This is a genomic window from Clostridium acidisoli DSM 12555, assembly GCF_900176305.1.
Classification (GTDB): Bacteria; Bacillota; Clostridia; order Clostridiales; family Clostridiaceae; genus Clostridium_I; species Clostridium_I acidisoli.
In genome coordinates, this window is the sequence record NZ_FWXH01000011.1 from 50,372 (window position 1) to 74,902 (window position 24,531).

Genomic DNA, 24,531 nt, shown 5'->3' on the forward strand with positions numbered 1-24,531 from the left:
ACTCCTTCTTTCATATTAGTATTTACTCTTACCTAAACATGATATTTTAGATATACTATGACATAAATTCTTCTTTCAAAATTGAATAACTATAATCAAGTATTCCTTCTATAATTTATATCCAATAGAATATAAAGCCGCTTGTTCTGCATGGATTAATGTAGTATCAAACAATGGTGTTTTTGTATCTTTTTGTTGAATTTGATTTGCTACTTTATGCATTGTATTGGTACATATTACTATGAATTCCGCACCGGCTTTTTCTAATATCTGAGCAGCTTCTGATAAAATATGTGCACTTTTCCACCAATCAACCCAATTGTTTTCATTTCCACTACTCCCTCCAGTTTTTCTTCGTCTTACATTACTATTATGAATCACTTGTAACATAAATTTCAAGTGTATACATTTATTTTAAGCTCTATTGAGAATACTATTTCTCGCTGCCTCCATGTAAGTTCCTCTTCCATCTGACACGACATTTAGTGCAAGTGGCTGATTTTTCGTGTCCAAACACCACACTAGAGACTGTTCCTTGTTGGGCTAGTTATCTTCCTTAAACCGTAAAGCATTGTTGCTTCTCTTACAATTTTTATTGATACTATATTAATTCTTTTAGCAGGAGTATTATTATTTTCTGCTACTATTACTCACTTTACTATTTACCTAATTTTTCAATTAATGTGTTATAATAAATTTATGGAATACGTTCGTAATTGTAATTTATTATGAAGTAAAAATATTTTATGTAATGAACAGGAGGCATTTATGGAAGAGCAAGATTTATCATTTATAACCAGTCAAGGCAGATTTAATTATAGGGTTGGAGCAATTATTATTAGAGATAATAAATTACTCATGGTTAAAAATGATAGTGCACCTTATTATTATTCAGTTGGTGGAAGAGTAAAATTAAATGAAACATCTGAAAAAGCTGTTATTCGTGAGGCATTTGAGGAGACAGGTGTAAAATTTGAAATTGATAGATTAGCCTTTATACATGAGCACTTTTTTTGTGAGGAAATAACAAGAGAGCATTATCATGAAATCGCCTTTTCCTATTTAATGAAAGCAAATACCAACATGAATTTTGAATGTAACAGCTTTGGGGAACAAGGCTCAAAAGAACATTTACACTGGTTGCCTATTGAAGATTTAAATGAATATCACTTATTTCCTGAGTTTTTTAAGACTAAATTATTAAGAAGCATTACTGGTATTGAACACATTATTTCAAATGGATAGAATTACATGTTATATACATAAATTTTAGTTTGGAAATTTCTTAAAGGTTTCATTATTTATAACTTTTACAACTGTGCAACTTTGTAAAAACATGTAAATCAATAATGATATTAAAAGGGGAATCTTATGGAGAATTTTATGATTGGAATGTATGGTAAATACGATAATATAAAATTTAATAGAGACTTTAGAGAAAACTTTTATGGGATAGAAGCGTGTCTTTTTGAAGATGAAATGGATATAGAAAAACTAATTAACAAAACTGAAAGAAAAGGCATTAAATTTGGTATACACTTTCCTTTAAGGTCAGGAATATCAAATTTAAGAGACACGCAGTTTTTATCATTAGATGCAAAAACAAGAGAAAATGCTTATAAGTATATTGAAGGAGAATTAAATTATATCAACAAGAAGGGACTTAACCCAGAATATATCCTGTTTCATTATCCTAAACCAGTTATTTTGAAAAATGATTTCGATATGAGTAACTGGAGGTTTACAGATAAAAGTGAATATACATATGAGTCAGACTATCCAACTAACGAATTTAAGAAATACAGTGAAAATCTCTTTTCTTGGTTATCGGAAAAAAGTCTTGAATATAATTTTATTCCTGTATTAGAATTTGATGCGTTAAATAAGTATGTTTGTGAGGATAACTTTCTTGAAAACTTATTAGAAAAATACAAAACAATAAAGATATGCTTAGATACAGGGAGACTTCATTTACAAAGGAAAATAAGAATGTAAAAATAATGTTTGAACATAGGTCAGATTTAATAAGTGATAACGAATTAGATAGTTGTTATTCTTGGATTAGTTCCATATTAGAATAAGTGAATTAGTTCAGAATATTCTTTAAATGACGAAGTGCTTTCTTTAATAAATAAGTACTTTGCATTAATTATAAGTAAACCATTAATCCCTAACTCTAAATCATTGCAATGCTTAAACTAAAAAGGTTCTCCTTCACTTATGAGCTCTTTTCTACTTCAAGATTGAACTTCTTTAACCTATTAAATTGCACTACCTTGCTCAGCCGCACCGGTTCTCCGTAACAGTTATACCGTAGAATTTATAAATTAGAAACCAATAGGGATATCAACTCCTTGATATCCCTATAACTTATATTATAGCTGAATTTAATCTATCCTCTTGTATTAACAATTGCCAAGCATATATGAAATAACTTCAAAAGAAATCAAAGCTCTATTATAATAGATATCCATCAAACCACTTGGATGACAGGCAAAGATACCGTGCTGAAGCATAGCAGCTCCAAAGTTCCTCTCTATAGCACCATTATATGTTGCTAATACACAATACTCAGCAGCATTGCCACACAGTACAACAAAGTCAATATTTTTTTCTTTTAATATTTCCTCCAAATTCGTTTTCCAAAAGCTATTACTATATACCTTCAAAACTTCCACATCACTATCCTGTGTCATCAACTCTTCTACATTTTGAAATGTGTCATCATTACCACCTTCGATATCCCTAATAACTATCACGGGTTTACCAGCTTTTCTAAATAATGATGCTGCCTCATTTATATATTCAAAGGTATTATGATATTCTTTTTCCTCTTTTCTATGACCTATAAAAGCTTCTTGGACATCAATTATTAATAATGCAATATTCATTTTACATTTCCTCCTAATTTTATTTTAAATTTAGGCATAAAAATACCCGGATGAAATAACGATTTCTCCCGGGTAATCATTATAAAAACATTCCATTACTAAACTTCTAATAAGCCATGCCGGGAGTCATGCTTAAGTTTGTTATAATATTTAAATTCATCATAATACACCACTCCCTTCGAACAATTTATATTATAATTATACATTTGGGCATATATCCTGTCAACCTTCTGTATATACTTTTTTAGCTTATGCTGCTACTCAAATTTGTCATTTCTCTTACAAACCTAGTCATATCAATGATTTTAAAGAAAGCCTACGTTATTTATGGCACGGTTCACCGTATTTACTACAAGTGAGATTTTTCCATTTTATTCTTGTGCATATATTCTACATAATTATGGTATAATTCTATCGCTCATTTTTTACAAATACTTTTCATACAGTATTCGGCTAATTTTCTCAGCGCTTTCATCAACAAATCTATCCATCTCTTCTTCTTTTAAATATGTATATTCTCTTTCCAAATTTTCTCTTTTACCACTATAAAAATCTGTTATATACTTTCTCCTATTTTCAAATGCATCATTACTAAAAAAGCCCATATAATTATTAATGAATCCAACAGCGTTCTTATAAATTGAAAAAGAACTGAAATTGGGATTTCTCTTAATATACAGAAAGTCAAGGTCATACCAATCTTTCTTTAATGTCCATATCCACTCTGTCCAGTCTTTATCATACAAAGATTTAAATTTATCTTTACATGGGCGAACTATTTCATCTGCCCACATAATATCAGTTAATAAATGAGTCAAATAACCGAGATAAAAAGATCTCTGTTCATTGTTGTATTTTTTTCTCTATTCTACTGTAAAAAACTGTTCTACATATTCGTTTAAATGAATATCTTTCAACCCATCGGCATCTGTTGTTTTAAAATGCGAAACATCACCACTTGGAGTAAAAACTGACCAATCCTCATTCGGTATCCCACTATCAGGTGCTATATTTCCAACTACGAACTCTGTAGTTGAAAGATTAAATGTTACTTTCAGCAATTTGTCTGCAATTCGTAGATGTACCATCCAAGAAGCCATTTGAATCCTCCTTTTAATAGATTAAAATAATCAATTTAGCAAATTACTATTTTATTATCTGTTACTCAAATTTCTTTGTAACTTTATTATATAATATATTTTGCAAAAGCCACATTACTTATGATACGGTTCTCCGTAACTATTTAATCGGATACTCTAAAAAGAGACATCTCTAGTTTTTGATGTCTCTTAAAAAATTGAATATGTTTAAGAGTAGTGTTGATTTCTTATATAATAAAGGGGTTATACTTATTAATTTCGAGAGTCTACCTGATATTCTGCGGCTTACGGCCCATCTCCACTATTCTCACTACATAATCCTTTAAATGGAACACATTCTCCTGTATCAGGACAAAAACCTGGGGTTTCATAGCATAATGTTTTTGCAAAGCCAGGATTCTTTTTGCTGAGATTCCTAAAATAGCAGTCAATCTCATGATTGCGAACAGGTAAACTGTTCAGTTGGAAAGAGAGCGGAACCTTCGTGTCTACGTGCCGATAGAATAATCCGTCCTTTGTAAACGGAGCAGGATACGCTCGATCTGGCAAAGTAGGAATAATGTCATGGACATTAAAAATACGAATACTATTCTTTACCGTTTGGTTGAACCGGGAAGTAAAGTCAGGGTCTCCAGTACGAGGGCTACCATAAGTATACACGGCAGGATGCTTAAACCCGGTGTTAATGGCAATGTCCAAAGTAGCTAACACGGCCACAGCTGCTCCTAAACTGTGTCCTGCAACAAATAGTCTTTTTGTTGTAGAAAGCCTGTTTAATTCTCTGATCAATTCGTTTCTTGTTGATTGATAAATACATGTAAACCCACGATGGGTTTTTCCTGCATTTGTGACAAAAGGATATGGTACTTGATATAAGTCTTGGTCTGACTCATTGTCCTTAAATGTTCGGGTTCCTCTTAAAGCTATTACTATTTCATCTGGTGATTCTGCAATAAAACCAAATACTTCTGCTTCTGGCTCCTCAACGCCGGCAAGGGCGCAAATAGTATATTGAAGTTCAAAGCCCTTTGGTAAAATAAGCGGTTCCTTTTCAAAAAGTTGATATGACTGAAAGATCATGGCAGCAAGAAATATCGCATCTTCACTGTTAAAAATATACTTTATGTTTGAGTTTTTCATCTCTGCAGCTCCTTTCTCATATACAAGGCTTCGGACACTTACACGTTCCTTGAAACGAAATACACATTTCCATATTGGGACAAAAGCCCGGATTTTCACAGCATAATGCTTTTGCAAAATCAAGATTCATGTTGCTGAGATTTTTAAAATAGCATCCAATCGCATCATTACGCGTCGTGTCATTCAGTTGAAAAGAGATGGGATACTTTGTTTTAACATGTTGATAGTATAATCCTTCCTTTGTAAAAGGAGGCGGATACTTTTGAGCTGGGAACGTAGGAAAAGAGTCATGAATATTAACAATTCGTATACTATTCTTAACCTCTTTGTTGAATCGGCAAGCAAATATATGATCTCCGACACGAGGACTACCATAAGTATACACGATAGGATTTTTAAACCCAGTATTAACTGCAATATCTAAAGCAGCCAATGTTGCTAAAGCTCCGCCGTAGTTGTGCCCAGTAACAAACAGTCTTTTTGATGTAGATAGTTTGTTCAACTCTCTGATTAAATTGTTTCTTGTTGATTTATAAATACATGTGAATCCACGTGAGGTTTTCCCTGCATTTCTAACAAAAGGATAGCGTACTTGAAATATGTCATAAGCTGCTAACAGATCCGCAGGATATGCAGCGTATCCTCTAAAGGTTATAATGATTTGATCTTGTGACTCAGCAATAAAACCAAATAATAATTTCGTAGGATTCTCTACATTAGCTAAAGCATGAATGGTATACAAAAGCTTAAAGCCTTTTGGTAAGACAAGCTTTCCCTCTTGAAAGAATGTATATGTCTGATAGCTCATAGCTGCAAGTATTATCGCATCTTCACTATTAAAAATATTCTCTTTGTCTGAGATAACCATATATACACTTCCTTATATATAAATGTTTTTTACTTTATACTATGAAAAAAAACTGAAATTGTTTATAACTTATGCAGTTGAGATAAAAGATGTATTGAAAGTTTCTCAGAAATACTTGACATTTTAAAATCACCCAACAATCGAAAAGCAATGGTTTATTGACCTTTACTGCATATATAAACCTCTTTATTTGAGTCATAAGTCATGTTTTCCTTTCTTTTAATTTTATCTTCAAGTTCAAATTTTCATCATAATTTTTTTCTTAACTAAAAAAGCTATAAAAATCACACAAACTTTTATAGCTTCCAAAATTACTCTATATTATCTTCTATTATCCTATTATAAAAATAAACATATATTTTAATAATTTATTTAGGTTGTGATACGATTTAGAACACTATCACCACTCTTAAAGCTAGCTGTATCAAGAGTTACAAAGAAAATCTACGTTACTTGTTGTACACTTCACCCTTCATTATCCTAAACCTTCCTCAAGATATCTAATGTATGTGCGCTTGCTCCTAATAGTTCTGGCCTTTCACAGGTAGAAAGATGATAATCAAGAAAAATCTTAAATGTACCTTCATCCATAGCATTTAAAATAGGTCGCATATAATTAGCTGGTCCATCTGCTGCGATTAATTTTATTCTTTGAAGTTTTACTTCCTCATCTAACTTATTAATATCTTCAAGCCTTACATAATCATATAAATCTTTTGGCTCCGATATAACATGAAAATCATCATTGAGTTTACCATTATCAATGGATTCACGAATATTATTTTCCTTAAATCCATATGTTAATACACTATATTCATTCATACAATATGCTACTAAAATAACGCCACTCACTTTGGTTACTCTTTTTGCCTCTTGCAAAGCTTTCACCTTATCCTCAAATTTGTATAAATGATACATTGGTCCAAATAAAAGCGTCATGTCAAAAGTATTTTCTGAAAATCTTGATAAATCTAATGCTGTTCCTTGTTTTGCCTTTACTGTGCTTCCCTTTGACTTTAAAACACCTAGATTGTGCTTCACAAGTTCAATTGCAGTAACATCATATCCTTCATTTGCTAGTTGTACAGAGTATCTTCCTGTACCTGCACCAACATCTAAGATTTTTGCATTACGATTGTTACCTAGATATTCATGAATATACTTCATGGAAGTTATGTATTCAACTTGCCCATGTCTTCTTGTTAATCGTTTGTCTTCACAAAACTTATTGTAGTATTTCTCCAATTCTATTGTCATATATTTATTTCCCTCATCTATAATTATATTTAAAAATGTTACTTACTTCTTGTTTAGCTTAATATATTCAACTCTATTCTTCATTTACTTCTAACAAATATTATACTACATTGCAGATAAAATGTAAGTTTTGTTTATAATTATGTGTTAATATGAATAGTATATTTAAACAAACTTCAGACTCTATTTCTTTCATGTAACTAAAAAAAATCAAAAGGAGGATTTAGTTTTGCAGGATAAAATACTTATAGTAGATGATGAGGAGAACATATTAAACGTATTAGCTTATGCATTGAAACGAGAGGGGTATTTAATAGATACTGCTTGCAATGGTGAAGAGGCGTTAAATAAAGTTACTACTTTTGATCCAAACATATTAATTTTAGATTTAATGCTGCCTAAAATCAATGGCTATGATGTGTGCAGAAAATTATACGAAAAAAACATTGGTATTATTATGCTTACAGCTAAAACCGATTTTGTGGATAAGCTTCTAGGGTTAGAACTAGGTGCAGATGATTATCTAACAAAACCTTTCGACATACGTGAAGTCATAGCTAGGGTTAAATCTCTTTCAAGAAGATTAAATAAAAACTCAAGTCAAAAAGAGAACTCCATTAATGTTAAAAATTTTACAATGAATCCAAATGAAAGAACTGTTATTATAGATAACTCACCTCTTGAATTAACTTCTATGGAATTTGATTTGCTTTACCTACTTCTTTCAAATCCCAATAAGGTGTATTCCAGAGATCAACTTTTGGATTTAGTATGGAAAACTGAATATTTTGGAGGTACAAGAACTGTAGACACTCACATACAGAGAATAAGAAAAAAATTAGGTGTCCCTTATCAAAATTTAATACAAACAGTTCACGGTACAGGGTATAGAGGAGTGAACAAACTTAATGAAAATAGGGATTAAATTTAAGCTTGTCTCATTCATTACCATACTTTTATTGTTTATTATAACTCTTTCAAGTTTTCTAGTATTAAATGGCATAAAAATCTATCAAAATAAAGAGTCAGAAAATATTTTATTAAACCAAAAAGACATGTTCGAACAATATTTAGATGAAAATTTTAGTGAAGCTACTAGTAATAAAAATAATGACAAGCTTGAATTAGTAAGAGCAACTCTCTTCAATAAACCTTGGCTCAGAACCATCCCTGCCAGTATATATAATGCAAAGGGAGACCTTCTTTCTGGTTTTAATTCAGAGAATAAATTAAATGAAAATAGTGAAAAAAGTATTATGCTTAAATATGCTATGGAAGGTAAAATTTCATATAGACAGGATAGCAATGTAATGTATTTTTATTCCCCTATTAAATATAAAAATATTACGGTGGCAATTCTAGAACTTCAGTATTCTACCAAGGAAAACAACGATTTTTACAACAATATTAAGTTAATGTTCTTTGGTACCGGTTTGCTTTCTTTAATTGTTGGAATAACGTTAGGCTTCTTTTATTTATCTAATTTCAGTAAGGATATATATACTATTAAAAATTCAGTTGAAAATATTCAAGCTGGAAATTTCAATAATATAGCTGAGATTAACAGAGAAGATGAGTTAGGAGAATTGAGCAAAGACCTGATACATATGAGCAGTACCATCGAAAAGAACATTAAAGAATTAGAGGTTGAAAAAGACACTTTAAGTAAGGCAGTAAACAAACTAAAAAAAATGGACAAAGAGCAGAAAGAGTTCATAGGTAATGTAACCCATGAATTCAAAACACCAATAACTTCAATAAAGGCTTATTCAGATGTAATGGGTATGTATAGCGATGATTTATCTTTAATTAAAGATGGTACTGAAAGTATATCAAAGGAATGTGACCGTCTCACAAACATGGTGGATAAAATTTTAGAATTATCATATCTAGAAAAATACGATTTTGAAATTGAGAAAAAAGAAATAAATTTAAAAGACCTAGTAGAACAAATTTGTTTTAGAATGTCTGGTAAAATAAAGAAAAACAAATTATCTTTAGATTACAAAGTTGATGACATAAGTATTATAGCAGATCCAGATAACCTTAGACATATAATTATAAATTTAATAGACAACGCTATAAAATATAATGAACCTGACGGAAGCATAAGTGTCTTCTGCAAAAAGAATAAAGATATGCTTCAAATAAATGTAACAGATACAGGCATAGGAATGTCAGAAGAACATTTAGATAAAATATTTGAGCCCTTCTATAGAGTAGAAACGCATAGAAGCCGTAAAACGGGTGGAAATGGTTTAGGTTTAGCATTAGTTAAAAATCTGGTTGAAAAACAAAAAGGCACTATACTTGTGAGTTCAACTTTAAACAAAGGCACAAGCTTTTCTATTAGCTTGCCATTATAAATTAATTTTAAATGTGTAAAAAAATAAGTTTACAAAATTGTGACATATAATTATAATTTTGTGACAATAATTTGCTATTCTTAAATAGTTATCTAGAGACGTAGCTGACGTTATCTCCCAAATTGAAGAACATGAGAGTGTTACGGATGGTAGTTCTCAGATAAAAAGGAGGTAGGAAATTGAAAACAAAGAAAACAATTGCACTTCTTATATTAGCTGGTGTTGTAGTATCATCTAGCGCTATGGTCATTAAAAATACTAACATATTGAACATTATTGAATCTACTAGAACTGAAACTAGCATCAAACTTGAAAATTACAAATCACCAAAAAATGTGAACACATCAGCTTATCAAGTAGATAAATATAATAATACAAATATTGCTGGATTAATTAGTGATAATGAGGCATTAACTTTAACTACTAAAAATGTACCTGAAAAAACTGTTATTCCTACTAATGAAAACTATTATTGCAGTATTTATAACTTAAATGATAAGAGTAAAAAGGACTTTAAAGATGTAAATATAGCAAATTTTTATGGTCTTTCTCCTGATAAAAAATATGTTCTTTATATGGAGCCAGTCTATGTTTCAAAAGATACTCCTGAAGAAGCAAAAAAAGCAGAGCAAAGGGGCAGTTTATATCATGGTTTAAAGGTTCTTGATTTATCTACCGGAAAAGTTAGCACTTTAATTCCTGACCACTCTAATGGTGAATTTAAATGGATAAGCAATGATAAAATTTGGGCCAGCTTTTTTACTGGTTGGCAGATAATTGGCTTAGATGGAAAGATATATGCATCAGGTGATTATCCTGTAACTGGAAATGATGGTGCCTTTACAGTAGGTTCTGATATAAAAGACTTAGGTGATACTGTTGAAGGAAAAATATACTATAGCATAAGCAAAACTAATCCTTTGACTCTTAGTTTACAGTCTATGGACATCAAAACTAAAGAAACCACAGATTTATTTAGTACTAAAAATTCATTGAATGCATCAAAACAAGGTAATACAATTGTAATGAATAACTCAGCCGATCATGGTGAAACATCTCCTGGAATATATAATAGAACTTATAGCGAAATTATATTAGACTCAACCGGAAAACTAATAAGAAGTATTGCTCTTCCTAACTATGACCAATACAATTTTATACTGTCACCAGATGGAAGTATGGCTGCCTATGTAGAATCTGATAATGTTAAACCTAACAGTGTTGATTCCACTGCTAAAGCAGCTACTAATACAGATATTAATAATACTCCTTGTACCCTTAAAATTTTTGATATAAAAACTGGCTCTTCAAAGGAAATAATAAAATGCCCATATATTTCTAATGTAATATGGAATACTACGGGTGATTCTTTATCCTTTACTTCTGGAAGGGCTTATATCTCAGAAAAATTAACGGATGCTGAAGGCATGAGAAAATTTTCTATTACTCCAAATGAAAATATAAATTCCTATGTTGTTACCTTTGACAAATAGATAAGAATCTGTCGCATTCGCAATTATTTAGTGCGACAGACTCAAGTTGATTTTAAATTATATTCGCAAACAAATCCTTATATTTATCTTCTATTTTCATTTATATTATTAGCTTCAAAATTATTCTAAACACATGCGTTTTTGTTTTTTCCTTGAATTACGTTTAATTCATTCATCTTTTTTATTTCAACATATATAAAAATTAAAGATATCATTGCAGTAAAAAAATCAGATAATGGAACAGATACAAAAACACCTGTCACTTTAAGAAATATTGGGATAATTAACATTAATGGTATTAGAAACAAAAATGGTTTCATTATTGATAAAAATAATGCAGGCTTAGGCTTGCCAATGTACTGAAAAAAACTTGCGGCAATTACTTGAACACCTACTAAAGGACTCATAAATATCATTATTCTTAAAATAGGAACCGTCAATGCTATTAATTCATTATTAGATGTAAAAGCACCAACTATTTTATTTGTAAAACTAATAATTATAACTAAAAATACCAATGAAATTACCACTGATGTTAAAATTCCAAGCTTTAGGCTTTGTTTTACTCTATTGAATTTTTTAGCACCATAATTAAATCCTATAATAGGCTGAAGAGCCTGTCTAATTCCATACATAGGAATGCTAATAAACCCGAATACACGATTATATATACCAATTGCAGAAATATATAAATCAGATCCTCCATAAATTTTTAATGAATTATTTAATACTATAGCTAAAATTCCATAAGCCAGTTGTGTCATAAATGTGGATATCCCTAAGGAAATCGCTTCCTTTAATAACTTTATATCGATTGTTAAATTTTTAACTTTTACCCCTAAAGTTTTACTATTAAAACATACGTATACCAATAAAACTATGAAACATATTATTTGTGAAATGTCTGTAGCAATGGCAGCCCCTTTTATACCATATTTGAGTCTTGTAACCAATATGTAATCTAACGGAATATTAATTACAGGTCCTATTATCATGCTTATCATAGCAATATTAGCATGTCCTTCTGATTGTAGGATGCTATTGGCAACAATACTAAAAACGAAAAAAGCACTACAATATAAGGTAATTCTAAAGAATGTTACAGCATAGGGTAGTATATTTTCTAAAGAACCAAAAATGTACAACATAGGTGTAATGAAAGTCAGTCCTATAACCATAATTAAAATTCCTAATAGAACAGAGGATGTTAATGCAGTACCCACAGCCTTTTCTGCTCTTAGTTTATTTCCAGCTCCAATGCTTCTGGAAATTATAGAAGCAATTCCAACCCCAATCATTTGAGAAAGAGCTAGTATTATTTGTTGAATAGGAAACACTATAGTTAAAGCTGCAATTCCTAAACTACCATTAGCCTGATTACCTATAAAAATTGCATCAATAAGATTATATAATACATTAGCTAAAAATACACTTACGGCAGGAAGAGAAAACTTAAAGAGTAATTTTTTCATGTTGCCTTCCAAAATAAAATTTTCAAGTTCAGTCATATTATTACCTCCAAAAAAATTATATTGACTTATATATTTATCGCTTATTCCATAAATTAATAAGCCCTCTAATAGCATTTAGGATCAGTGAAATTATTACTAAAACACATACAATATTGGTATTATTACCTTTCCATAAAATAATGCTTGCAATCACCAATAAAATGATTGATGTTATTAACATAATTTTTGTTTTCATACCTGCCTCACCTCATTGAACCACAAAATATATTATATCACTAAACTTTCCAGTAGTTCCTCACATTCCTTGATATTTATTATTTTTGGTACAGGATAACCTGGATTTCCTTCTTTAGTTGCCCTTTGTGAAATTAAATGTATATCCTCTTTCTTTAATTCTTTTATACCTAATGGAATATTCATATTTGCATTCATATCTTTTATCTTTGTTATCACCTTCATTGCTAAATCTTTTTTTGTTTCATTTGCTTTTCCTAAATTTAAATAAATAGCAATTTCCGATAACTTTGCATAAGCTGACTCTCCGTAATACTCTAGCACCTTTGGAAGTATTATTGCATTAGCGAGTCCATGTGCAACTCCATATAAACCGCCAATACTATGAGCTATTGCATGTACATAACCAACATAAGCTCTAGTAAAAGCTTCTCCTGCATAATTTGATGCTACAAGCATTGCATTACGTCCATCAAGATTAGTTCCATCTTTATATACATTTTCTAAATTTTCTATAATTAATTTTATTGCTTTTAATGCCTTATCATCTGTATAACTTGTTCCATTTTTTCCTATATAAGCTTCAATGGCATGAGTTAATGCATCCATTCCAGTTGAAGCAGTGAGATGGCTTGGCACTCCTACAGTTAATTCTGGATCCAATATTGCAAAATCTGGTACAAGTTTAAAGTCTGCTATAGCATATTTTTCATGAGTATTAGCATCTGTCACTACAGCAGCAACAGTAACTTCTGATCCACTTCCAGCTGTAGTAGGCACTGCAAAAAGTGGCGCTATAGGCTTCCTAACCTTTAACAGTCCTCTTAAATCTTTAACCTGTAAATTACTATTGGCAGCCCTTGCTGCTACAACCTTTCCACAATCAATTGGCGAACCTCCACCAATTACAGCAATTGCCTTACAACCACTATCTTTATAAACTTTAAGACAATCCTCAATATTTTCTATAGTTGGATTAGGTTTTACATTGTCATAAAGCTCATAACCTATATTGTTTTCCTTTAGTTTTTCCAAAAAAGTTTCTAATAATCCTGATTTCATTATGGTTTTGCTAACTATAATTAAGGCTTTATCAATATGCTGTTCTTTCATTATGTCTGATAATTTATTTACACTACCTGCACCATATATTACCTTAGGTGTTTTAAACTTTACATGTTTAGTTCCTACTCTAACTATAGCCTGCACCGTTCTATAATATACTTTTTTTAATGTCCAAATCATGCTTTCACCTCCATATTACTTATTTTTCTCACAATTTTTAAATACCTTGTCAACATCCTCAACTCTATCTTTATCAATAAAGTTGCCCTTAGCCATATCCCTCATTATTTCAATTACTTTATTGTGCTCTAATGGTTCTCTGTATGGTCTTTTTTCTGTAAGTCCTTGATAAATATCTATGCATCCCATTAATCTTGAATTAAAATCAAGCTCGTCCGCTTTTTTACCATATGGATATCCGTTTCCATTTAGTTTTTCATGATGATTAGCTGCCCACTCAGTTATTTCCTCAAATCCATCAATTTTTGATAAAGCTGCTCTTGTATAATAAGTATGAGTTTTTATAATATCAAATTCTTCGTCAGTAAGTTTACCCGGTTTATCTAAAATTGTATTTGGAATAGCAAGTTTTCCAATGTCGTGTAGATTAGCTGCAATTACCAGTTTTGTTTTTTCTTCATAAGCATATCTATAATAATTTGCCATAACTTCAGCCTTTTCAGCAATTCCACTTGAATGTCTCATAGTAAATTTTGATTTTACGTCTATTATTTTTGAAAATACACCAGTAATTGATCTTACTTCCTCAAGACCTAAATCAAATGTGAATTTAGGAATTTTTTCATCTAACACAGAACCTATAAAATCTTCTCCAAGATCCAATTTAAAACCTGTATTCTCAATTAATTCCAAAAATATCTTACATATTTGTGGATTAAAAAGTTTACCGCTTTGTTCCTCAACAAACTTTTTTATTTTTACTTTATTTTCTCCCCACATTTGATCAATTAAAAATTGATTTTCCATATAATCTGAAAAACATATTATTTGTGATATTAGTGGTATCTCTTCCCCTTTTAATTTGAAGAAACCACTACCATCATATTTTTCATGGTGATACCTAATTATATTCTTTCGTGTTTTTAAAAATGGATAGTTTGTTATGTTATTTTCTCCTGTTATACAATGCTCCATCTTATGTTCTTCAGTATTTATATTGTCATTTAATATATCATTATAAGCTTCACTTATCCCATTATCATGTAAAATAGCAAGCGATACAATATCATATAAATCCTCATTATCATAATTTAATTCCATGGCTATTCTTAATGACATATATGCAACTCTTTTTCCGTGATTTGTCCTTCGTCCAGCTATATCCATTTCTACAAAATCAAGTGTTGAGGAAACAGCTAGCAAAAATTGATTTAATCTAAATTTCATTGTGAACTCCTCTCTTTATCGTCAGTAAAATTTATATAAATTATTTTATATTTATATCATATAACATCTACCTAAAACATTGCAAAACATTTAAACATATTTTTCTATTTTTCTAAAATTGTTGTCAAATATTTTTTCTTTACATTTTATATCCATATAAATATTAGATGAATGATTTGATTGAATATATATAGAATCCATAGAAACATTGTTTGCTCCAGTTATATCACTAGTATAATCATTACCTATCATAAGGCTATCCTCTACATTTATATTTTCTTCTTTTATTAGATGATAAAAAAATTTTTCATCTGGCTTACATATACATATATCTGCTGAGAAGTACATTCCATCAAAATACTTATAAATATCAACATATTTCAATTCTGGAATAGAAAACTCTCTCTGACCGTTTGAAAGAAGAAAAATTTTTTTATCTTTGCTCTTAATTAAATCAAGCACCTCCAAAACACCATCATAGATTCCAATATAATTTGTAGATAAAATCCTAAAAATTTTTACCGTTTGATTAACAAGTTCTTCGCTAGGACTTACTCCTTTATTTAAATATATTTTTCTAAAAACTTCCTTAATTTTAGTGTCCGGATAGTTAGTGCTTTTATTAGCCATTAAATTAGCCTTAACAATAAAACCGTAATTGTTTTTCAATTCACATTTATCATATCTAGCTCCATTATAAGAATAAAATTTAGAAAGCTTTTCCCAAAGTTCTTCTTTTTCTTCATCAGTTCTAAGATCAATTAACGTTCCGTATAAATCAAAAATATAATTTTTATACATAACTCTCCTTTACGCATATACATAAAATAAAGACCGATAAATTTATTATCAGCCTTTATTTTATGTGTATATTAATTTTTTTTATTTTTAACTCTATTTGGTTTTGCTTTTGGTTTTGGTTTAAAAGAGTCATTTTTAGAACTTGAACTTTTTATATTTTTTTTGTTTTTATCCCCAACCCAAAAATCAAGTGTTGTTAATATAACTAATATTACTATACCAGTCCCTATATAATACTGCCAGCTTTGTTCACTGTATCTACTTGAAAAATATCCACTAAGTACAACAAGTATAACTGATATTACTGTTGCTATTATTTTTACCGTAAGATTTGGTTTAAATTTACTAAAAACAAATTTTTTTAATAGGTTGTAAATTACTATAGCAATAAAAGCAAATACCAGAACCTTTAATATTAAAACTGCCGTTAATCCCATTTTCATCCCTCCAAGAAAATTATACTACATTTTTTCTACTACGCCTACTCCAAGTAAATTCAATCCATTTTTTATTACTTCTGTTGTTGCCTCTGTAAGTCTAAGTCTAGAATTTTTAACTAAAATGTCTTCCTCTGTACTTATCTTATTAAGATTATAGAATTTATTGAAAGCTTTTGCTATTTCAATAACATATCTAGTTAAAATTGAAGGTTCTAACTTATCTATAGCATTAAAGATTGCTCCCTGAAAGCCAGCAAGAAGTTTTATTAGTTCAAACTCCTCAGTTGTATTTAATTTTGAGTAATCTATTTCACCTTCTGCATTTCCAAGCTTTCTTAATATGCTTTTTCCTCTAGCATAAGTATATTGAACATATGGACCTGTTTCTCCATCAAAGCTAAGCATTTCTTTCCAATCAAATACTATATCCTTTTCTCTGCTATTTTTAAGGAAAGTAAATACTACTGAACCTACTCCAACTTTTTCAGAAACTTCTTCTTTATTTTCAAGCTCTGGATTTTTTTCATTTATTATTTCTAGTGTTTTATCTACTGCCTCTTTTAACAAATCTTCAAGGAATATAACTTCCCCTTTTCTAGTTGAAAATTTCCTATCCGAAAATCTAACCATTCCAAAACTAACATGATTACAGTCTTTTGACCACTCATGGTTCATAAGTTCTAAAGTTTTAAATAACTGTCTAAAGTGAAGTTTTTGATCACTTCCTACTACATAAATACTTTTATAAAAATCATAAGTTTTCTTTCTGTATTCTGCAGCTGCAAGGTCCCTCGTAGCATATATTGTAGCTCCGTCAGATTTTTTTATAATGCATGGAGGCATATTGTATTCTTCAAGCATTACTACCTTTGCTCCATTACTATCTACAAGTAATCCTTTTTTATCTATTTCTTCAACTACTTCATCCATTTTATCGTTGTAAAAACTTTCTCCAGCATAAGAATCAAATTTTACATTTAATAATTTATATACATTTTCAAATTCTTTTAGACTAAGTTCTCTAAATGTTTTCCAAAGTTCAACTTCTTCTTTTTCTCCATCTTCTAGCTTTTTAAAATACATTCTTCCCTCATCTTCTAGTGATGGATCTTTATCTGCTTCATCATGGAATTTTACATATATTCTTAAAAGTTCTTTTATCGGTTCTTTTTCTAAAGCATCCTTATCACACCATCTTTTATAAGCGGAAATAAGTTTACCAAATTGTGTACCCCAATCTCCAAGATGATTTATTCCTATGCAATTGTAACCTTCAAAACTAAGGATTTTGTAAAGTGAATTTCCTATAGCTGTACTAAAAAGATGCCCAACATGAAAAGGTTTTGCTATATTTGGTGAAGAAAAATCAATAGTTATATTTTTACCTTCTCCAACCTTTGATGAACCATACTCATCTTTTTCATCAAATATTTTTTCTAAAGTGTTTTTACTAAATACGGCTTTATCCACATAAAAATTTAAATATGGTCCCAAATTTTCTACTCTCTCAAATCCATTTTTGTTTATATTTGCTGCAATTTCTTCTGCAATCTTATTTGGTGCCTTTCTTAATTCTTTAGCCAATGAAAAACATGGAAAAGCGTAATCTCCCATTTCTGGTTTCGGTGGTATTTCAATAAGTTTCTCTATTTTATCCACATCTACATCTATGTTTTCTCCTATTACTTTAGCAATCTCTTTTTTATAATCCATAAATCTACCTCCTGTAAAATATATTATTTTGCACAAAAAAACCGTCCCTGCAAAAATTGCAGAGACGGATAACTCCGCGGTACCACTCTGATTGACTAAAAAGTCCACTTAACACTTTAACGCAGTGTACGGCTTTCATTAGACCTTTGTCCTCTGAAGCTTCTCCAAGGCTCTCTTCACATGTGTAAATCATAAAATATGCCACTTTCTTAACATATTTTCAATACAAACTGCTGAACTCGCACCAAATTTCAGCTCGCTTTATAGTTTAATATTGGCTACTTTCCTCTTCACTAAATCTATATCATAGATTAAATTATATTATTGAACATATATTAATGTCAACAATATTTTAAAATAAGCTTATTAATAAGATGTTATAGGTGTGAATTTTTGTTCTTTCTCATGTTTTTTAGCCTTTTTAACTTGCTTTATTGCCTTCTTTGCAAAATATTCTTGGCTGTTAAGCTTCTCATCATTTTCTTTACATATAGCTCTTACGTATGTACCATCTGATTTTAAAGTTCTTGCCTTAACATTATCTGAAAGACAAACATCTAAATAATGCTTTATTTTATTTCTATTTTGTTCTTCCTCTATAGGAAACATTATTTCAACTCTTCTATCAAGGTTTCTATTCATCCAATCTGCACTGGATAGATATATTGCTTCCTCTCCATCATTATAAAAATAAAATACTCTACTATGCTCTAAGAATCTTCCAACTATACTTGTTACTGTAATATTTTCACTAACAGACGTCACTCCTGGCCTTAAACAGCATATTCCTCTTACAATACATTGTATCTTAACTCCAGCTTTGGATGCTTTGTATAATGCCTCTATGATTTCCTTATCTACAAGAGAATTTATTTTTACTATTATATGGCCCTTTTTACCCTTGGTTGCATTTGTTTCTTCTCTTTTTATTAGTGATATGAATTTTTTTCTAAGTCCAGTTGGTGCAATATAAAGTTTGTTCATTTCATCTATAGTAGAGTATCCTGAAAGCATATTAAATAACGCCGAAGCATCCTCTCCTATATATGGATTTGCTGTAAAAAGTCCCATATCTGTATAGAAATTAGCTGTAACATCATTATAGTTACCTGTGCCCATATGCACATATCTCTTTATTCCATCATATTCATTTCTAACAATAAGAAGTATTTTCCCATGTGTTTTAAGACCCAGTAAACCATAAATAACATGACAGCCTGCTTTTTCTAGTCGTTTTGCCCATATAATGTTGTTTTCCTCGTCAAATCTAGCTTTTAGCTCAACAAGAACAGTTACCTGCTTACCATTTTCAGCTGCTTCCATCAAAGCCTTTACTATAGGTGAATTTCCGCTTACCCTGTAAAGCGTTTGTTTGATTGCTAAAACTTTCGGATCTCTTGCAGCAATTTTTACTAAATCAACAACACAGCTAAAACTTTGATATGGATGATGAACTAATATATCTTGTTTTGCTATTGCTGAAAAAACATTTGGTGCTGATATAAATTCTGGTATAGGCACAGGATTATAGTTTGGATATTTTAAACTTTCTATGTGTATTAAAGAATTAAGCTTTGATAGAAAAGTTATATCAATTGGTCCTTTTATACTATAGAATTCTCCAAGAGAAGTTTCTAATTCTTCCTTAAGTATACCAATTAATGCATTATCCATATCATATTCTATTTCTATTCTAATGGCTTCTCCCCATTTTCTATTTTTAACAGATTGTTCTATTGCTTCAAGTAAATCCTCTGCTCCTTCTTCATCTATACTAAGATCTGCATTTCTAGTAATTCTATAACAAGCCATGTTTTTTATATTGTGTCCTCTAAATACATCGCTAATATTCATTTTTATTATATCTTCAAGCAAAATATATGCTTTTTCATCACCTTTATCCATAGGTAATTCAATTAATCTATCAAGAACAGATGGAACTTGAACTGTGGCAAAAATTGCCTCTTCATCTTCCATTCCATCAATGAACAGTGCTATGTTAAGACTCTTATTCATTATAAGCGGGAAGGGTCTACTGCTATCAACAACCATTGGAGTTAAAACAGGGTATACATTTTTATGAAAGTAGGTACGAACAAATTCTACCTGGTTTTCATTTAAATTTTTAGGTTTTAAAATAAATATATTTACGTTTTTAAGCTGTGAATTTAGCTCCATATACACACTGTATTGCTTTTGAACCATTTGGTGAACTCTTATGGTTATCCTCTTTACCTGTTCACTAGCACTTAAACCCGCAAAATCCACTTTTTCAAAATTTGCCTGTACTTGTTCTATTAAGGAAGCAACTCTAACCATAAAAAATTCATCTAAATTTGAACTTACAATAGATAAAAAATTAAGTCTTTCAAGTAGCGGATTAGTTATATCTGATGCCTCTTCCAATACACGTTCATTAAATTCAAGCCAGCTAAGTTCTCTATTAATAAAATTATCATATTTGTTCTCCATTGTGCACCACCTATTCTTAAATGTTATCTTTTTATTTTAATAACCGGTTTTATCCCCATAACTTCTTCAAAAAATTCCGACTTATTTTCAAACTCCCAAATTTCCAAAGTCATATCCATATATGCATCTACTAAAAAATAAACTTTTTTTTCGTCCATATGTATTTCTATATGGTTAAATTTATTTTTTGTAGATATGTTTAAAACCTCTGCTAATTTTAAAATGGCAGCTAGTTTAGAAACCACAAGCTTATCTGAATAACTTAATTTATTATAAGCATCATGAGCTGCTGTAGGAATCTCTTCATCATGATATCTTACAATGTTTGCAACTATATTGGACTCTTTATCTGAAAGTCCTAATATTTCTTCATTGTGGATTAAATTATAACAAAAATATCCATGTTCATTTATATTTACAAACTTTCCTATATCATGAAGAATGGAAGCTATTTCTAGTAGTATTCTTTCTTTGTTTGATAATCTATGCACCTTTTTAGTATTATCAAATATATTTAATGCTAATCTTTTTACTGCTTCTGCATGGGTTTTATCTATTCTATACTTTTCTCCCATATGCCAAACTGTACTAATGATATCATTATCAAATATCTTCTTCCTGTTTGGATTAAGTTTACTGCTAAGCATGTCTATTAGCATTCCATGTCTCAATGAAACATGCGGCACATATATCCCTTCTGCCATTGTCATATTTAAAAATCTTTCTATAATTATAGAAGATGGAAGCATAAGTTTTGCTTCATTAACTTGTATATCATATTCTTCACATGTTTTTTCTATATTCATGCTTTTTACCTTGCTATAAAAATCATAAAGTGACTCCTTGTTAACAAAGGCAGCAGAACTAGGATATAATTTCAGCAAAAATTTAAGTCCGCCACCAAGGCCTATAAAGTTTTTTATCTTATAACTCTCTAGATAGTTTCTAATTGTATATATTTTACTTTCAACAAACTCAGTCATAACATCTGAAAAATTCAACGTTGAATTCTCCAAAGAACCTAATATTTCTCTAAGCCTTAGAGAACCAATTTTAATGTATTCAGTAAATTTAAGACTTCCCTCGCTATAAACAGACACCTCAACTCCACCGGATCCTATGTTTACAATCATAGCACCTTCCATATAAATTTTTTCTGAGTCTAAAAGTCTATCTCTAAGTGCCTTAAATACTAGAAATCTTTCCTGAGCCGTATTTATAACTTCTATTTGGATTCCTGTTCTAACCCTTATTTGTTCCAATACATATTCTCTGTTTTCTGCTTCTCTAATTCCACTAGTTGAAATGGCCCAATAAGATCTTACATTATAATCTTTCATAAGCCTCACAAACCCGTTTAAAATATTACAAGCTTCATATATTGCTTCGGGACCTATTCTTCTCTTTGAAAAAGTATCTCTTCCAACAGCAGTATTTTTTTGTAACTCATCCAATACTTTTATATTTCCATCACTATTTATTTCAGCTATTATCATTCTGAAAAAATTAGCTCCTAAATCTAGTGCAGCTACTGTCTCTCTTTTAATATTATCCATTTAAGTCTCCCCATTCGCTTGTATATTTTCCCTTCTTATGACAGTATATTACTTTAATTTTATTCTACCATTTTTTTTCTTAAAGTTTAATATTAAAATATGTATTGAATATAATTATTTTATGAAATAAGATATATTATAACAAAGAAATGTTAAATCCTCTTTAAGATGCCTTAATTAAGGCACAAATAAATTTCTAGTTATAGGAGTGACACTATGGGAAATAAGATTGGTATAATTGACATAGGTTCAAATTCAGTACGACTTTTACTTGCAGAAATTGGTGAAAAAAAGTCCATTAGAATAATAAATGAATTAAAAGAGTATGTAAGACTTGGTGATGGACTTGATAAGGATAATATTTTAAGTGAAGAAAAAATAGATTTAGCAATAAAAACTTTATCCACATATAAAAATATATGCGATTCCTTTAAAGTATCAGAAATAATAGTTGTTGCAACTGAAGCTGTTAGAAGAGCTACAAACAGGACTGAATTTTTAATAAGAGCTAAGGCAATAGGCCTTGATATCCGTGTTTTAACTGGCACTCAAGAAGCTTATTATGACTACTTTAGTACAATTAACAGCATAAATGTAACTAACGCTATCCTTATGGACATTGGTGGTGCAAGCACAGAAATAATACTTGTTAAAAACAGAAAACTAATAAAAAGTATAAGTTTTCCTTTTGGTGCCATTACACTAACTGAGCACTTTCAAATCAATGATGTTTTAGATGAGGAAAAAGAAAACAGTATAATAAACTATTTAAAAGAAAAACTAAATACTCTAGACTGGCTAAAGCAAGCAACTGGTTTCCCTCTTATCGGTATAGGTGGCAGCATTAGAACTGTTGGCAAAATTCAAAAAAAAGCTGTAAATTATCCATTAAATCTAATTCATAATTATGAATTAAAATACACAGATGTATTGGGTATATATGAAAGTGTAAAAACCAAAAATAACGCTCAGCGTAAAAAAATCAAAGGTTTATCTGGAGACAGAGCTGATATTTTCGTTGGTGCCGCAGCCCTAGTTAAAACTTTGATGGAATTATGTTCCATAAAGACTTTAAAAATTAGTAGAAATGGTATCAGGGAAGGTTTGTTATATAGTCACATTTGTGAAAATGACACACCTATAGACAATATATTATCATTTTCCATTGATAATATATTATTTAATCACAATATGGATAGTGTACATTCAAAACATATTTACAATCTATTTAAATCTCTTTCCATAGAACTTAAAGATTTAATTGATAATGATGAAGACCTTGATAATATAATAAAGACAGCTGCAATGCTTCATGATATTGGATCAAACATAACTTATTATTTTCATCATAAGCATTCTTTATATATGATACTTAATTCTCAAATTTACGGACTTAGCCATAGAGAATTAGTTATGAGTGCTTGCATAGCAGCAAACCATCGTGATGATAACCTTCCAATAGACTATCAAGAATATAGGGCTATCCTAAGTAAAGAAGATTTAATATTAATAAGGAAACTTGGTATATTATTAAAACTTTCAGAAAGCCTTGATAAAAGCATGACCTGTCAGGTTAAGGACTTAACCTGTGCTATACATAAAGACAGTGTAATAATAAAAACAATTTCAACCACCACTGCCTTTATAGAGATTAGGGAAGCTTTAAATTGCTCAGATACATTTAAAGACATATTTAATAAAAAACTATATGTAGTATAATTATCTAGTATCCTACTAAAACAAATTAAAAGGAGATTTTAAAATGGCAAATTCTTATTCATTTGATATAGTATCAACTGTAGATATGCAAGAGGTTGACAATGCTATAAATCAAGCTAAAAAGGAAATTTCTCAAAGATACGACTTTAAAGGAAGTAAAATAGAAATTCAATTAATAAATGATGAAATAAAATTAACCGCTGATGATAACTTTAAATTAACTGCAGTTATAGAAGTTCTTAAAGGTAAATTTGTAAAGAGAGGTGTATCCCCTAAATCACTAGACTTCGGAAAAGTTGAAGAAGCTTCTTTAGGTTCTGCAAGGCAAACTGCGAAAATAGTAAAAGGAATTTCTAAGGAAAAGGCTAAACTTATAAACACAGATATTAAAGATAGCAAAATAAAAGTTCAAACTCAAATAATGGATGATGTGCTAAGAGTTACTGGTAAAGATAAAGACTATCTCCAACAAGTTATAGCCCTTGTTAAAGGAAAAGACTACGGCTTAGATTTACAATTTACTAATTACAGATAGAA

22 protein-coding genes are annotated in these 24,531 nt (G+C 30.0%); 7 read left to right on the forward strand and 15 right to left on the reverse strand.

Going from position 1 to position 24,531, the window contains the following annotated elements; all coding sequences use genetic code 11:
• Positions 1–108 precede the first annotated feature (108 nt).
• Positions 109–390 carry an aspartate/glutamate racemase family protein gene (locus tag B8978_RS20555; RefSeq protein ID WP_084116493.1) on the reverse strand — a complete coding sequence of 94 codons (282 nt, stop codon included), beginning with the start codon at positions 388–390 and terminating at the stop codon, positions 109–111.
• A 378-nt stretch (positions 391–768) separates the two neighbouring features.
• On the opposite strand from B8978_RS20555, the gene B8978_RS13105 reads away from it, so the two are divergent.
• Positions 769–1,245: an NUDIX hydrolase gene (locus B8978_RS13105; protein WP_084116494.1), complete on the forward strand. Its 477-nt coding sequence runs from the start codon at positions 769–771 to the stop codon at positions 1,243–1,245.
• Positions 1,246–1,371: 126 nt separating this feature from the next.
• Positions 1,372–1,995, forward strand: coding sequence for a hypothetical protein (locus tag B8978_RS13110; RefSeq protein WP_242950559.1), 624 nt, complete (start codon positions 1,372–1,374; stop codon positions 1,993–1,995).
• 410 nt (positions 1,996–2,405) lie between these two features.
• Here the strand turns inward: B8978_RS13110 and B8978_RS13115 are convergent, their stop codons facing one another.
• The 6 genes from B8978_RS13115 to B8978_RS13140 all read right to left on the reverse strand — a co-directional run bounded on the left by B8978_RS13115 (position 2,406) and on the right by B8978_RS13140 (position 7,256).
• The gene (locus B8978_RS13115; protein ID WP_084116495.1) at positions 2,406–2,891 is read right to left on the reverse strand and encodes a cysteine hydrolase family protein; all 486 of its coding nucleotides are present in this window, start codon (positions 2,889–2,891) and stop codon (positions 2,406–2,408) included.
• Positions 2,892–3,316: 425 nt separating this feature from the next.
• A complete protein-coding gene (locus B8978_RS13120; RefSeq protein WP_084116496.1) occupies positions 3,317–3,709 on the reverse strand; it encodes a hypothetical protein in 393 nt (130 codons plus the stop codon).
• A gap of 45 nt (positions 3,710–3,754) precedes the next feature.
• Positions 3,755–3,991, reverse strand: coding sequence for a hypothetical protein (locus tag B8978_RS13125; RefSeq protein WP_084116497.1), 237 nt, complete (start codon positions 3,989–3,991; stop codon positions 3,755–3,757).
• 285 nt (positions 3,992–4,276) lie between these two features.
• Positions 4,277–5,131 (reverse strand): lipase family protein, encoded by an 855-nt coding sequence (locus tag B8978_RS13130; RefSeq protein ID WP_084116498.1) that lies wholly within the window; start codon positions 5,129–5,131, stop codon positions 4,277–4,279.
• Between the two features lie 16 nt (positions 5,132–5,147).
• On the reverse strand, positions 5,148–5,999 hold the full coding sequence (locus B8978_RS13135) for a lipase family protein (protein WP_084116499.1): 852 nt from the start codon (positions 5,997–5,999) through the stop codon (positions 5,148–5,150).
• Positions 6,000–6,479: 480 nt separating this feature from the next.
• Positions 6,480–7,256 carry a class I SAM-dependent methyltransferase gene (locus B8978_RS13140; RefSeq protein WP_084116500.1) on the reverse strand — a complete coding sequence of 259 codons (777 nt, stop codon included), beginning with the start codon at positions 7,254–7,256 and terminating at the stop codon, positions 6,480–6,482.
• Between the two features lie 229 nt (positions 7,257–7,485).
• Here B8978_RS13140 and B8978_RS13145 point away from each other — a divergent pair, with 229 nt between their 5' ends.
• The 3 genes from B8978_RS13145 to B8978_RS13155 all read left to right on the forward strand — a co-directional run bounded on the left by B8978_RS13145 (position 7,486) and on the right by B8978_RS13155 (position 11,115).
• Positions 7,486–8,181, forward strand: coding sequence for a response regulator transcription factor (locus tag B8978_RS13145; RefSeq protein ID WP_084116501.1), 696 nt, complete (start codon positions 7,486–7,488; stop codon positions 8,179–8,181).
• Positions 8,165–9,622, forward strand: coding sequence for a sensor histidine kinase (locus B8978_RS13150; RefSeq protein ID WP_084116502.1), 1,458 nt, complete (start codon positions 8,165–8,167; stop codon positions 9,620–9,622). The genes B8978_RS13145 and B8978_RS13150 overlap by 17 nt, the downstream gene beginning before the upstream one ends.
• A gap of 179 nt (positions 9,623–9,801) precedes the next feature.
• On the forward strand, positions 9,802–11,115 hold the full coding sequence (locus B8978_RS13155) for a hypothetical protein (RefSeq protein ID WP_084116503.1): 1,314 nt from the start codon (positions 9,802–9,804) through the stop codon (positions 11,113–11,115).
• A gap of 125 nt (positions 11,116–11,240) precedes the next feature.
• On the opposite strand, the gene B8978_RS13160 is transcribed toward B8978_RS13155, so the two are convergent.
• The 8 genes from B8978_RS13160 to B8978_RS13195 form a co-directional block, all read right to left on the reverse strand.
• On the reverse strand, positions 11,241–12,623 hold the full coding sequence (locus B8978_RS13160) for an MATE family efflux transporter (RefSeq protein ID WP_084116504.1): 1,383 nt from the start codon (positions 12,621–12,623) through the stop codon (positions 11,241–11,243).
• Positions 12,624–12,854: 231 nt separating this feature from the next.
• A complete protein-coding gene (locus tag B8978_RS13165; protein WP_084116505.1) occupies positions 12,855–14,066 on the reverse strand; it encodes an iron-containing alcohol dehydrogenase in 1,212 nt (403 codons plus the stop codon).
• Positions 14,067–14,081: 15 nt separating this feature from the next.
• Complete coding sequence (locus tag B8978_RS13170) at positions 14,082–15,293, reverse strand: HD-GYP domain-containing protein (protein ID WP_084116506.1); 1,212 nt, start codon at positions 15,291–15,293, stop codon at positions 14,082–14,084.
• A 90-nt stretch (positions 15,294–15,383) separates the two neighbouring features.
• On the reverse strand, positions 15,384–16,094 hold the full coding sequence (locus tag B8978_RS13175; RefSeq protein ID WP_084116507.1) for an HAD family hydrolase: 711 nt from the start codon (positions 16,092–16,094) through the stop codon (positions 15,384–15,386).
• Positions 16,095–16,165: 71 nt separating this feature from the next.
• The gene (locus B8978_RS13180; RefSeq protein WP_084116508.1) at positions 16,166–16,531 is read right to left on the reverse strand and encodes a hypothetical protein; all 366 of its coding nucleotides are present in this window, start codon (positions 16,529–16,531) and stop codon (positions 16,166–16,168) included.
• Between the two features lie 24 nt (positions 16,532–16,555).
• A complete protein-coding gene (argS, locus tag B8978_RS13185) occupies positions 16,556–18,247 on the reverse strand; it encodes an arginine--tRNA ligase (RefSeq protein ID WP_084116509.1) in 1,692 nt (563 codons plus the stop codon).
• A gap of 366 nt (positions 18,248–18,613) precedes the next feature.
• Positions 18,614–20,719 carry an RNA degradosome polyphosphate kinase gene (locus tag B8978_RS13190; protein WP_084116510.1) on the reverse strand — a complete coding sequence of 702 codons (2,106 nt, stop codon included), beginning with the start codon at positions 20,717–20,719 and terminating at the stop codon, positions 18,614–18,616.
• Positions 20,720–20,742: 23 nt separating this feature from the next.
• Positions 20,743–22,275, reverse strand: coding sequence for a Ppx/GppA phosphatase family protein (locus tag B8978_RS13195; RefSeq protein ID WP_084116511.1), 1,533 nt, complete (start codon positions 22,273–22,275; stop codon positions 20,743–20,745).
• Between the two features lie 216 nt (positions 22,276–22,491).
• On the opposite strand from B8978_RS13195, the gene ppx reads away from it, so the two are divergent.
• Both ppx and B8978_RS13205 read left to right on the forward strand, forming a co-directional pair.
• Entirely contained in the window at positions 22,492–23,994 is a 1,503-nt protein-coding gene (gene ppx, locus B8978_RS13200) for an exopolyphosphatase (protein WP_084116512.1), read from the forward strand.
• Between the two features lie 43 nt (positions 23,995–24,037).
• Positions 24,038–24,529, forward strand: a complete 492-nt coding sequence (locus B8978_RS13205) for a YajQ family cyclic di-GMP-binding protein (RefSeq protein ID WP_084116513.1) — start codon at positions 24,038–24,040, stop codon at positions 24,527–24,529.
• Positions 24,530–24,531 lie beyond the last annotated feature (2 nt).

Bases quoted from the DNA above. Each gene is read 5' to 3' on its own strand.
- ppx (WP_084116512.1), top strand. From the start codon at position 22,492: ATGGGAAATAAGATTGGTATAATTGACATAGGTTCAAATTCAGTACGA.
- B8978_RS13165 (WP_084116505.1), bottom strand. From the start codon at position 14,066: ATGATTTGGACATTAAAAAAAGTATATTATAGAACGGTGCAGGCTATA.
- B8978_RS13160 (WP_084116504.1), bottom strand. From the start codon at position 12,623: ATGACTGAACTTGAAAATTTTATTTTGGAAGGCAACATGAAAAAATTA.
- B8978_RS13180 (WP_084116508.1), bottom strand. From the start codon at position 16,531: ATGGGATTAACGGCAGTTTTAATATTAAAGGTTCTGGTATTTGCTTTT.
- argS (WP_084116509.1), bottom strand. From the start codon at position 18,247: ATGGATTATAAAAAAGAGATTGCTAAAGTAATAGGAGAAAACATAGAT.
- B8978_RS13140 (WP_084116500.1), bottom strand. From the start codon at position 7,256: ATGACAATAGAATTGGAGAAATACTACAATAAGTTTTGTGAAGACAAA.
- B8978_RS13190 (WP_084116510.1), bottom strand. From the start codon at position 20,719: ATGGAGAACAAATATGATAATTTTATTAATAGAGAACTTAGCTGGCTT.
- B8978_RS13135 (WP_084116499.1), bottom strand. From the start codon at position 5,999: ATGGTTATCTCAGACAAAGAGAATATTTTTAATAGTGAAGATGCGATA.
- B8978_RS13170 (WP_084116506.1), bottom strand. From the start codon at position 15,293: ATGAAATTTAGATTAAATCAATTTTTGCTAGCTGTTTCCTCAACACTT.
- B8978_RS13125 (WP_084116497.1), bottom strand. From the start codon at position 3,991: ATGGCTTCTTGGATGGTACATCTACGAATTGCAGACAAATTGCTGAAA.
- B8978_RS13205 (WP_084116513.1), top strand. From the start codon at position 24,038: ATGGCAAATTCTTATTCATTTGATATAGTATCAACTGTAGATATGCAA.
- B8978_RS13130 (WP_084116498.1), bottom strand. From the start codon at position 5,131: ATGAAAAACTCAAACATAAAGTATATTTTTAACAGTGAAGATGCGATA.
- B8978_RS13110 (WP_242950559.1), top strand. From the start codon at position 1,372: ATGGAGAATTTTATGATTGGAATGTATGGTAAATACGATAATATAAAA.
- B8978_RS13150 (WP_084116502.1), top strand. From the start codon at position 8,165: ATGAAAATAGGGATTAAATTTAAGCTTGTCTCATTCATTACCATACTT.
- B8978_RS20555 (WP_084116493.1), bottom strand. From the start codon at position 390: ATGTTACAAGTGATTCATAATAGTAATGTAAGACGAAGAAAAACTGGA.
- B8978_RS13195 (WP_084116511.1), bottom strand. From the start codon at position 22,275: ATGGATAATATTAAAAGAGAGACAGTAGCTGCACTAGATTTAGGAGCT.
- B8978_RS13105 (WP_084116494.1), top strand. From the start codon at position 769: ATGGAAGAGCAAGATTTATCATTTATAACCAGTCAAGGCAGATTTAAT.
- B8978_RS13115 (WP_084116495.1), bottom strand. From the start codon at position 2,891: ATGAATATTGCATTATTAATAATTGATGTCCAAGAAGCTTTTATAGGT.
- B8978_RS13175 (WP_084116507.1), bottom strand. From the start codon at position 16,094: ATGTATAAAAATTATATTTTTGATTTATACGGAACGTTAATTGATCTT.